Origin of the sequence: Neoroseomonas lacus (assembly GCF_014644535.1) — a bacterium.
GTDB classification, from domain to species: Bacteria; Pseudomonadota; Alphaproteobacteria; order Acetobacterales; family Acetobacteraceae; genus Neoroseomonas; species Neoroseomonas lacus.
The window spans coordinates 1-9,906 of the sequence record NZ_BMKW01000039.1 but is presented as its reverse complement, the minus strand read 5'-3'; the positions used below and the strand labels follow the sequence as shown (position 1 = coordinate 9,906).

Annotated in this window: 10 protein-coding genes; 4 read left to right on the top strand and 6 right to left on the bottom strand. The window is 63.0% G+C overall.

Translation table 11 applies throughout. The features are described 5' to 3' along the window. The 5 genes from IEY36_RS30045 to IEY36_RS30025 form a co-directional block, all read right to left on the bottom strand. A partial coding sequence (locus IEY36_RS30045; protein ID WP_229681716.1) for a hypothetical protein occupies window positions 1-573 on the bottom strand: 573 nt, incomplete at its 3' end. A 13-nt stretch (window positions 574-586) separates the two neighbouring features. Continuing rightward, entirely contained in the window at window positions 587-811 is a 225-nt protein-coding gene (locus IEY36_RS30040; protein ID WP_188973964.1) for a hypothetical protein, read from the bottom strand. Continuing rightward, window positions 811-993, bottom strand: a complete 183-nt coding sequence (locus IEY36_RS30035; RefSeq protein ID WP_188973962.1) for a helix-turn-helix transcriptional regulator — start codon at window positions 991-993, stop codon at window positions 811-813. The genes IEY36_RS30040 and IEY36_RS30035 overlap by 1 nt, the downstream gene beginning before the upstream one ends. Window positions 994-1,092: 99 nt before the next feature. Continuing rightward, complete coding sequence (locus IEY36_RS30030; RefSeq protein ID WP_188973960.1) at window positions 1,093-2,028, bottom strand: hypothetical protein; 936 nt, start codon at window positions 2,026-2,028, stop codon at window positions 1,093-1,095. Beyond that, window positions 2,021-3,187: a hypothetical protein gene (locus tag IEY36_RS30025; protein ID WP_188973957.1), complete on the bottom strand. Its 1,167-nt coding sequence runs from the start codon at window positions 3,185-3,187 to the stop codon at window positions 2,021-2,023. The genes IEY36_RS30030 and IEY36_RS30025 overlap by 8 nt, the downstream gene beginning before the upstream one ends. 413 nt (window positions 3,188-3,600) lie before the next feature. On the opposite strand from IEY36_RS30025, the gene IEY36_RS30020 reads away from it, so the two are divergent. The 4 genes from IEY36_RS30020 (at window position 3,601) to IEY36_RS30005 (ending at window position 6,357) form a co-directional block, all read left to right on the top strand. Further along, complete coding sequence (locus tag IEY36_RS30020) at window positions 3,601-4,110, top strand: DUF2924 domain-containing protein (RefSeq protein ID WP_188973955.1); 510 nt, start codon at window positions 3,601-3,603, stop codon at window positions 4,108-4,110. After that, window positions 4,107-5,462: a recombinase family protein gene (locus tag IEY36_RS30015; protein WP_188973953.1), complete on the top strand. Its 1,356-nt coding sequence runs from the start codon at window positions 4,107-4,109 to the stop codon at window positions 5,460-5,462. Before IEY36_RS30020 ends, IEY36_RS30015 begins: the two co-directional genes overlap by 4 nt. After that, complete coding sequence (locus IEY36_RS30010; protein ID WP_188973951.1) at window positions 5,459-5,845, top strand: hypothetical protein; 387 nt, start codon at window positions 5,459-5,461, stop codon at window positions 5,843-5,845. The genes IEY36_RS30015 and IEY36_RS30010 overlap by 4 nt, the downstream gene beginning before the upstream one ends. Before the next feature lie 188 nt (window positions 5,846-6,033). Then, window positions 6,034-6,357, top strand: a complete 324-nt coding sequence (locus IEY36_RS30005) for an antibiotic biosynthesis monooxygenase family protein (protein WP_188973949.1) — start codon at window positions 6,034-6,036, stop codon at window positions 6,355-6,357. Window positions 6,358-6,565: 208 nt separating this feature from the next. On the opposite strand, the gene IEY36_RS30000 is transcribed toward IEY36_RS30005, so the two are convergent. Beyond that, window positions 6,566-9,259: a TrlF family AAA-like ATPase gene (locus IEY36_RS30000; RefSeq protein WP_188973948.1), complete on the bottom strand. Its 2,694-nt coding sequence runs from the start codon at window positions 9,257-9,259 to the stop codon at window positions 6,566-6,568. Between the last annotated feature and the right edge of the window lie 647 nt (window positions 9,260-9,906).

Here is a 9,906-nt window from a genome sequence, read left to right as displayed (position 1 = left end):
GATCAGCCAAAGCAGGGTCTCGGTCGGGACGTGATGGAGATGGACGGTATCACCATGCTGCTGGTCAGTAACTGTGAAGAAGCGGTTGCCCAGATGCAGTTCAATGCTGGGCGGATGCGCAACGCCAGTCCTGCGCTTATAGAGCTTGCTCCAATCGGCCGCGCCCATGACGGAACGAAGGTGAGGCAGAGCGGTCCCGTCGTAGGTGAAGAACACTTTCAGGCCGGTCCCTGAAGGCGATGTCTCCGCATACGAGGGAAAGCGCGCCATCACCTCAAATGCCCAGGGTGCCAGGTCGCCGGTTTCTGAAAGACAGCTATCTAGATCGAGCCCGCCAATCGTGAGACCGAGGTGATTGCCCAGCATGATGCCAATGCCACCGGTGCCATATGGCCGCGGCAGCACCGGCGCGCGCCCCGCGGCGGTCGAGCGATCGCACCAGGTCGCAGGCGTATTGGCTTTCGCCCGTCGACCATCAGACCGGTAAGGCATCTTGGTCGGTTTGCCGTTCCGGTCCTCAGTCTGCCACGCAACCCACCGCGGGATGGCAGCGAGGCCGGCGAGCGTCGGCATGTGGAACCCGCCGTCAGCCATCGCTGGGGCCCTCCGGCTTCTGACGCAGGTGAACGGCACCGCCCGAACGCGTGGCGCGGCTCAGCGCCTCCTGCAGCACCAGCCCAAATGTGCCGACGGGATCCCGCCCCGGAAGTGCCGGCATAGGCGGCGCATCCATGATGGCTTCGTTCCAACGGCGGCGGAAATGCGGATTGCAATGCGGATCGGACATCGCGGCAGCCGTGGCGGCGTCCATCACGCCTGCCCCCGCAACTGCTCGATCTCATAGGCCTCGACGTCCTCGATGCGATAGGCAACGCGGCCACCCAGCTTGAGGTATGGCGGCCCCAGCTTCAGCCAACGCCACCGTTCCAGGGTGCGGGGACTGATCTTCCAGCGGCGGGCAAGTTCAATCTGGTTGAGGCGGATGGGAGCCATGGTGGAGCCTTTCGCGATGCGTCGAAGCAAGGCGAAGGAACCCCCGGTCTGCGGAGACACGCATCGGAGAAAAGGGAGAAACTGCCGGAGAAATGCGGCTCAGCGTTTAAAGGTCCAGCCATCCGGGCGCTGTTCCAGGAATGGCGCCAGCTGTTGCCAGCGTACGGGCCCGAAAACCTTCGCGATGCCGCCGTGCATCGTAAGCTCTTTCACGCGCACCGCCTGGCCGCGATCATATGCAGACTTCAGCGTTCTCAGGATGGCGATCTGCTTTGCGCCGCGGAAATGGATTTCTGTGCCGCATCTGAAGCGGATGGTCTTAGCGTCGGCTGAAAGCCACACCGCCAAAGCTGGATCGTGCGCTACGGAGAGACCGCTCAGACGTCGTTCAAGAATGCCAGCATGGAGCGCGAGATCGTCGGGGTCACGAAGGACGTCCCGCACGAAGATCGCGATAGCCCCCTCCAGGGGTGGGGGATGATCGCGCCCAGCAGGCGTCGAAGTAAGTATGATCAGCGGCGCTGGTTGTGGCCGACGTTCCATCATGGCCGTGATGTGGGCGACCACGGCAGGGTCGAACAAGCGGCGTGCGAACCACAGGGGGCGGCGGCTCGAAGATGCGCCGAGGCGCGCTGCGGGAATCTCCCACACCAAGCCCGGGCTGATTTCATTGATCGGCGAACCAACCGGCAGGTCAAGCTCGGACGTCATTCGGCGCAGAACACCGGAGACATCGACTCGACGTCGAAGAAGGCGCTCGGGCGGGACGCGCACAAAGCCCGCATATCGATCCAGATAGCCGAGCGCGCTGTCGTCATCGATCGGAAAGACCGAAACGAGCTCTTCTTGCCCATCTGTCTCGACGCCGATGACATCGTCGTACCCAGCGGGCACCAGCAACCCCTGCTCGATCAGGGGCGTAGCCGCCATCGGAAGCAACTCGACGGCATATCCGGTGATGACGGGCTCCTCCGCCTCCAGCAATGAGCAGAGAAGCGAGACCGCATCGGCGCCAAGCAAGACGAGCTCAGACATCCTCGAGAATGCCCCACGCCCGCATATAATGCTCGCCGATCAGCCGCTCCTGTTCCGTGCAATCCTTGAGATTGCATCCGGTGCCGCCCGTGATGGTTATCGGCAGCACCCGCGCTCGTCCGGTTCCCAACTTTGGCTTGAAGCGCACGACCAGCGTGATGCGGGTGATGAGATAGTCGGCAAGTCGCGTGGCTCCGCCCTGTAGTCTGCGCTCGGCAAGGTCCCAAATTGTCCCCGGCGCTTTACCCATCAGTTCAAGCGTGAGGCGTTCACCTTGCGTTCCAAACGGCATCAGACTCATCGCCTTCACGCTGACGCTGTCGATTTGATGAAGCGGCTCAGATTCGAAGTGCTGGGGCTGGCGCAGATGGTCCAGGCGATAGCGCCTGACGGCGATGCGATTACCACGATGGCGCGTTGCCAGCAGGTGTTCGGCAAAAAGATTGGCCAATGCAGGCCGATGCGCACCAGCCTTGGCAACAACTTCGATGGCGCCCGTCTCAGGCTCGTAGGTGATGGCTGCCTCGTGGACGGGACGATGCGTCGTGAACGCGATGCGTCCATCATGGAATGACCGCAGTTCGCTGGGTCGATCCTCGACGTAGATCGTCGTCTGCACCAGGGCAGCATCGGACCTATGATGCCGCTTGCGTACCCTCTCGCTGATTTCCGCCTCGACCTGGCTTGTTCCAAAAAAAGCAGAGGCCGCCTTTTCAAACTCCGCGATGTTGGCGGCATCGCGTCGTACCGTGAGATCGCGTTCGGACTCGAAGCCGTCCCAACTGCGGCCACGGCGCCTCTCATCCGCGTATCGGGCCTCCTCGGCGCGGCGAAAATCGGCCAGGTTCGTCAGGAAGGAGTAGTAGGCCCGCGCATGGCTGCTTGGTTGGCGATCAAGGGCGGAGGGATCCGACGAGGTCGAGTACAGAGCGCCATCGCCGACCTCATCCCCCATCGCAGACACCCGCTCCACGTCGAGGCGCAGTCGCTCTGCGGGCGTGCCATCGTACTGCTCCATGATATCGGAGAAGCGCTTTGCTGTGGCGCTGCTGCCGGCGGTCCATTCGAACTCGGGTGGTAGCAACACACCGACCTGCTCCACGTGCTGCTGGAGAAGAGCGATCGGGACACGCCGAACGAACTGCTTGAGGGTCGCCATTATCCCTCCGACTCGGCGGTGAGGATGTTCATGCGGATAGATGGCTAGAAGCAAACGACGCAGATTCGCAAGCAAAAGGGGATATTGCGCGTAGTAATCGCAGTTCTCGGGGTCTCGATCGGCTGCTTTCTTTTTCGAAGCGTTACTCTAACGCGCTGATTTTGCTGTATCTTTGATCGCCCAGGCGGTTCTCTGCGCGAACCGATGACCCCGACCCCCAAGCGTTCCGCGCCGCTCCTCCACCTCCCGCCCCACCTGCGCGAGGTCTGCGACCTCCTAGCCCGAGGCCTGCTGCGGCTGCGTCGCCGCACTGCCGAGGACTTCGACCGCGACCTCGAGGTCGATGGAGAGAGTTCGCTACACTTCTCCGCCCACCAGAGCGTGCATGCGGACCCCTTGGAGAGGAGTTCCGCATGACCCGCCGACAGACCGCCGCTGACGCCATCGAGCCCGTCGCACTGCCGATCACCAGCTTCCCGCGCGACCAGGTGCTCGGCCGCCTCGCCTGGATTCAGACGGCGCCGATCGCCGAGCTCAAGAATGAATGGCGCCGGCTGTATGGCAAGGAGGCACCGCCATTCAGCCGCAGCTACATCACCAGCCGGCTGGCCTATCGCATCCAGGAACTGGCCTATGGGGGCCTGAAGCCGGAGACACGGGCGCGGCTCGAGGCGCTGGGCGAGCAACTGGACGGTGGCAACGTCGTCCTGCGCCGCATTCGCGCCGACAGCCGGCCGCTGCCGGGCACGCGGCTGATCCGCGAGTACGATGGTGTGCAGCATGTTGTCACCGTGCGCGCCGATGACTTCGAGTATGAGGGCAGGCCGTATCGGTCGCTGTCTGCCATCGCGCGCCACATCACGGGAACACGGTGGAACGGCTGGACGTTCTTCGGGCTGCGGCCGACCGGGGGTGCGGCATGAGCCGGAGGAAACCCCCCGCCGACACCATCATGCCGGCCACCACGAAGAAACTGCGCTGTGCCGTCTATACGCGGAAATCCACCGACGAGGGTCTGGACCGGGAGTTCAACACCCTCGACGCTCAGCGCGAGGCCTGCGAGGCCTATGTCGCCTCTCAGAAGGCCGAGGGTTGGCTCCTGGTCCGTGACCGCTACGATGATGGGGGCTTCTCCGGCGGGACACTGGAGCGGCCAGCGCTGCGGCGCCTGCTGGCCGACATCGAGCAGGGCAGGGTCGACGTCATCGTCGTCTACAAGATCGACCGCCTGTCCCGCTCGCTGATGGATTTCGCCAAGCTGGTGGAGACCATGGAGGCGCACCGCGTCACTTTCGTCTCGGTCACGCAGTCCTTCAACACGACTACCAGCATGGGGCGGCTGACGCTGAACATCCTGCTCAGCTTTGCCCAGTTCGAGCGCGAGGTCATCGGCGAGCGCATCCGGGACAAATTCGCCGCCTCCCGCGCCCGCGGCATGTGGATGGGGGGCAAGGTGCCGCTCGGCTACGACGTGGTGAGCCGCAAGCTCATCGTGAATGAGGACGAAGCTCTGCGCGTGCGCAGGGTGTTCGAGATCTTCGCCGAGACGGGATCCGGTATCGAGACGGTGAACCGCCTCCGGGCGGAGGGCGCCACCAGCAAGGCCGGCCGGCCGCTGGACAAGGGCGACGTCTACAAGCTGCTGAGCAACCGCACCTATGTCGGCGAGGCGGCGCATAAGGGGCAGGTCTATCCGGGTGAGCACCAAGGGATCGTGCCGCGGGATCTGTGGGACCGGGCGCATGCCTTGCTGCAGGTTAGCCCGCGAACTCGGGCGGCGCAGAACAGGCAGCACGCCCCGGCACTGCTGAAGGGGCTGATCTTCGGGATCGACGGTCGCGCCATGTCGCCGACGCACGCGGTGAAGAACGGCCGGCGCTACTGCTACTACGTGGCCCAGCGCGTGCTGAAGGCCGACATGGTCGTGGACGACGGCATCGTGCGGCGCGTGTCGGCGGCGCAGATCGAGGGTGCAGTGATCAGCCAGATCCGCGCCCTGCTGCGCCAGCCGGAGGTCGTGGTCGGCACTTGGCTCGCGGCACGTAAGGAGGCGCCGGACCTGACGGAGCGTGAGGTCCGGGATGCGCTGCATCGGCTCGACCCGCTGTGGGACGAGTTGTTCCCCGCCGAGCAGGCACGGATCGTGCGGGCGCTGGTGGAGCGGGTGGTGCTGGGGCCCGCCGGCGCGGACATCCGCCTGCGTGTCGAAGGGCTGGCCGGCCTCGTCCGGGATCTCGGCTCCATCGCGCCCAGCGCGCTGAGTGCCGCGGCATGACGGCCGCCACCAGCATCACGGTCCGGGTGCCGCTGAAGGTCCGGCGCCGGCGGGGTCGGAAGACGGTACTCACGCCGGTTCGGGAAGGCGACGAGGCTACCATCCCGACACGCGCCGATCCGGCGCTGGTGAAGGCGCTCGGGAGGGCGTTTCGTTATCAGCGACTGCTTGATGAGGGGCGCTATGCGTCGATCACCGAAATGGCGGAGGCGGAGAGGATCGAGCGGGGATACCTCGGGAGCCTCCTGCGACTGACGTTGCTCGCTCCCGCCATGGTGGAGGAACTGATGGAGGGAAGGACAGGATCCGCCCCAAGCCTTCCCAGACTGCTTCAGCCATTGCCGGAGGTCTGGGAACATCAGCTTGAGGCTTTGGGGCGATAACGCCGATGCCCGTTCGTCCACTTTGCGCCCATCTCGGCCATGCAGCCGCCTCGCAGCTGATCCCTAAAGCCGACCTTCGTTCATGAAGCGTCAGTCAACAGGAATGGTGGAAAGCGGCAGTTGCCTCTGCGTCCATCGACCCTACTTCTCGTATGATCGATTCGCTTTTTCGCCCAGGTTGGAACGCCGTGATTGTCTTCATCAATGTCTTTCAAGTCGATCCGTCCAACCAACAGCGATTGGTCGATATATTGACCAGGGTCACGGGCGAGATCGTCAGCAACGCGCCTGGGTTCATTTCGTCGACCCTTCATCGCAGCACAGACGGCAGCAAGGTCACCATGTACGCTAAATGGGCCAGCCTCGCTGACTATGAGGCCATGCGCCTAGACCCAGCCCCACGCCCATATCTCGAAGAAGCCCTGTCATTCGCTACATTTGATCCCGGCACATATGAGGTGGTTGGCGAGTTCCGTTCAAAAACGAAGGATGGAAAATCCCCTCCGCTTTGAAGGTCCGCTAATGGTCGCAAGCGGCCGGAGTCATCTGACCCCGTAAACGGCAGCTAACTATCGAGGCCACTCGGAACCTGCCAGTCGGCACACGGCCAATCCTTGTCAGTCTGCTTAGCACCCAACTCGGTCATTCGATCAGCTACTGCCTTCCTTTGGAAGCCGACATCGCTGGATCAGACGCTAACGGCGACCAATAGCGCAAAAGCTATGTACCTGTCCGCTTCCCATAGATGCGGGCACGCCGCTCAAAGGCTTCCCGAGAACCCTCAAGGATAGCACACGCCGCCTCCCGCGTAGCCGGCTCGTCAATCGAGCCGCGCGACGTAATCGTAGCCTGTTCGTTGGTCGCCTTCAGGACGACGATTTGTTCGGCATCGCCCAGCACGGCAATATTGGCATTGTGGGTAACAACGATAACTTGTCGCCGCTCCTTGACCCGCCGCAGAACTGGAACGAGCGTCTTGTAGATGAACTCGCTGTCAAGGTTGTCTTCCGGCTGGTCCACGATCAGCGGCGCTCTGCTCTCGCTGGACAGCATCAAGGCGAGCAGCACGGATTGCTGCTGTCCGAGGGAAAGCCGTTTGAACTCGCGTGGGATGAACTTGGCCGAGCCGTCCTGGGCGGTAACGCGCTTTGTCACGCTAAGCCGGGGCGCGTCATGTACCGCCGCGGTTTCGAGCTGGGCGAGTAAGTCGAAATCAGAAAGCCGCTCCACCAGAACATCGATTTCACCTTGCTGAAAGACGGCACCTCCTTGCGGCGTGCGCAGCGCGGCGATCGGCTTAGAGTCGCGGCGCTTTAGGCAGTCCAGCAGCTTGGGAAGGGTCAGGTCGTTGATCAGCGCAGCGGCCTTTAGCTGTTGCAGCGTCCGCCATCCCATCGTCTCGATGACCAGCCGCTCGCCTTCGGGGCAGAGAGCGCCTTCGTCAAACTTCAGCGTGACAAAGATGTCGGACAGCGTGCCCTTGAGGGCTTCGGAAGCTTTGGTGGCGAACGCGGAGCGAATGCCGGCGACTTTTGACCGCGCGGCCCACCGCTGTTTCAACAGGTCAGTGCGCTTCTTCTCAAGGGCGGCAAGATGAGGCTTCCATGTGTTGAGCTTGCGTAAGCGCTCGGTGAGGTTCGCTTCGTCCGCGACCAGCTTCTGAATGAACGGGATGTCCAGCCGGATGCCGGCGGCCAGAAGCTCTTTTTTCTTTTCGTCGATTTGTTCGGCGGTCTTCGTTTCCTTGCTCCTCCAGGACGCGATCTGCGCCTGAACCGCGGTGCTGTAAGAGTTAGTCGAGGTGACGAGTCCCGCCTGCATCGTCGCCACCTTCCCTTCATAGGCCGTCGTGTCGGCAACGATAGCGGCGACTTCAGGCGCACCAATCTCAAAGCTACCCTGGGCGACCTCCCGGATACCCTTGGTGATGGCGGTGATCCCTTCCTGGCTAGTGGCGCCCTTCAGCTCGGTCAGAGCCGCAGCGATGGAATTTCTCGTGCGACGTTCCGACTCCAGGCGCTGCTGTAGCTTGATGATCTCTTCACCGCGATCCTTCTTCAGCCGCTCCACCTGCCCGCGCTTCAGCTTCAGGTCGCGCTCGCAACCGGGTATCTCCGCCACGTTCTTGCGCGCCTTCACCACCTCCGGAGTGAGCTCGTTCAGCTCGGTGCGAACGGCGTCCTCCGCCTCGATCGCCACCTCGATCGAGACAAGGCGGTCAAGGAAGGTCAGCAGGGCCAGCGGGTCGTCCTGCGCCTTCTTGCTGATCGTGTTCGTTTCGCCTTGGCGATATGACTCCATTGGAAAACTGACCGAGCCCAGAACGGGATCATCGACATTCTCGAGCGCGCCGTCCTTGGCGCGGCTTAGTATGTGGGTCTGGCGCGTCTCGTCCCGATAGAAGAGCGCCAGAAGATCAGGCCATACGTCACTGTCGATGACCGAACCCGCCTCCGGCGGACCATACTGACATAACAGGCGCACAGCCTCGAAGGCAGTGGATTTGCCGCTGCCTCGACCGCCGACAATGCACGTCAGGTTGGCGTTGAAGTGAATGGTCTGACCGTCCAGGAAGCCGCCTTCAAAGGATACGCCCTTTACGATGGGCACGCTGCGCGGAACCTCGTCCTCGATCCGGACGCGCGTGTCCGCCTCATCGAGCGCGAGCCGCAGGCCGTCAAAGGATGGACGCTCCATCTTGTACCGGGTGATCCGATTTTGATTGCGGGCATTGCGGCCGACGGCATTCAGCGTGTGGGCATCGCTGTTCAGCACACGGGCCAGAAACTGCCGCGACCCTAGCTTCAGACGCTCGATGCGCACACCAGCGGCGTTCCGCCGGTCGATATTAGTATCGCCGTCGGTGTAGAGGATGTCGCCGTCGGCTCGAATGACCTCGAACCCCAGCAAAGCTTCATGGCAAAGGATGTCGAGCTTCGCGGGTGTGAAGCGCGGCACATTCTCTTCAAAGGAACCAGAGCCATCGACGTGCGCCAGGATGGCGAACCCATCATGTTCCCGCAGCAGGTTCAGGCAATCGGTGGTTCCGGTCTGGCAGCGGCAATCGACAGTGCCGCGTCCGGCGATCGACAGCCGATTGTAGAAGCGGTCCATTGCTTCGGGCGAAGGTAGATAGCACAGCAGGTGGCCCTCGGGAGCTGACAGCTCGACAGCGGGAATGACCAGGATGTTCGCCGCCGCACCGGCGGCGACGGCGGCGCGCACGTTGCTGATTTCATTGTGGTCGGCGATAGCGATGATCGACAGCCCTTCGCTCGCTGCCTCCCGGACGATGTTCTCGGGTGTCGCCTTCGCGTCGCTCACATCATAGGAGCCGCCGTAGGAATGCACATGCAGGTCCGCGCGGAAGAACCGCGCGCCGTTACTCAGGCTCGCCAGAGTCTCCAAGTCCATGGATCTCGTTGTCCCCTCACGGCCTGACTCCGGAATAGGGCGTTCACGTATGCCGGACAGGCTATCACCAGATTAGCGCCTGCAGCGAAACATGACAGGCCGACGCTGGAAATAGTTGCTTATGTGAAAATTAACGTCGTCTGTGCGGGGTAATCCCAGAATAGGGACCCTGACGATACCCAAAAGGGGCGCTTGCCCAATCCGCTTCTGTTCGAGGGCGACTGGCCTGCTGCCGGTTTGGTGGACATCGAGATAGGTTCTTCCAAGCGGATCGGCAGCTCCCGGCAACGACCAGACTGATGCACGACTGCCCGTACGATCTACCCGCACCCCGAGCAGGTCATCAGCCGGCGCTTTTCCCGTCCCGCCTCGATCGCATACCCGCAGCGCATGCAGTTCGCGCCGTTGTCCTTGGCGTCGAACGGATCTGCGACGCGCCTCGTTGGCGCACTGGCCGGCTGCTTGCGAGGCCGCCCTGGGTCATGGACAGACACCACGACAGACGCCCCAGCGCGCACTGCGCCGGCCGTTTCCGCAACTGGCTCGGAGGGGAGTTGTTTGCGCGGCCGCCCTCGGCCCCGGCGCGGCGTAGCAGGCTCTTCAGCGTGCGCTGCGGCAGCCGGTCCCGCCACGGGCTGCCCAACCGG

Bases quoted from the DNA above. Each gene is read 5' to 3' on its own strand.
- IEY36_RS30025 (WP_188973957.1), bottom strand. From the start codon at position 3,187: ATGGCGACCCTCAAGCAGTTCGTTCGGCGTGTCCCGATCGCTCTTCTC.
- IEY36_RS30040 (WP_188973964.1), bottom strand. From the start codon at position 811: ATGGACGCCGCCACGGCTGCCGCGATGTCCGATCCGCATTGCAATCCG.
- IEY36_RS30015 (WP_188973953.1), top strand. From the start codon at position 4,107: ATGAGCCGGAGGAAACCCCCCGCCGACACCATCATGCCGGCCACCACG.
- IEY36_RS30030 (WP_188973960.1), bottom strand. From the start codon at position 2,028: ATGTCTGAGCTCGTCTTGCTTGGCGCCGATGCGGTCTCGCTTCTCTGC.
- IEY36_RS30000 (WP_188973948.1), bottom strand. From the start codon at position 9,259: ATGGACTTGGAGACTCTGGCGAGCCTGAGTAACGGCGCGCGGTTCTTC.
- IEY36_RS30020 (WP_188973955.1), top strand. From the start codon at position 3,601: ATGACCCGCCGACAGACCGCCGCTGACGCCATCGAGCCCGTCGCACTG.
- IEY36_RS30010 (WP_188973951.1), top strand. From the start codon at position 5,459: ATGACGGCCGCCACCAGCATCACGGTCCGGGTGCCGCTGAAGGTCCGG.
- IEY36_RS30035 (WP_188973962.1), bottom strand. From the start codon at position 993: ATGGCTCCCATCCGCCTCAACCAGATTGAACTTGCCCGCCGCTGGAAG.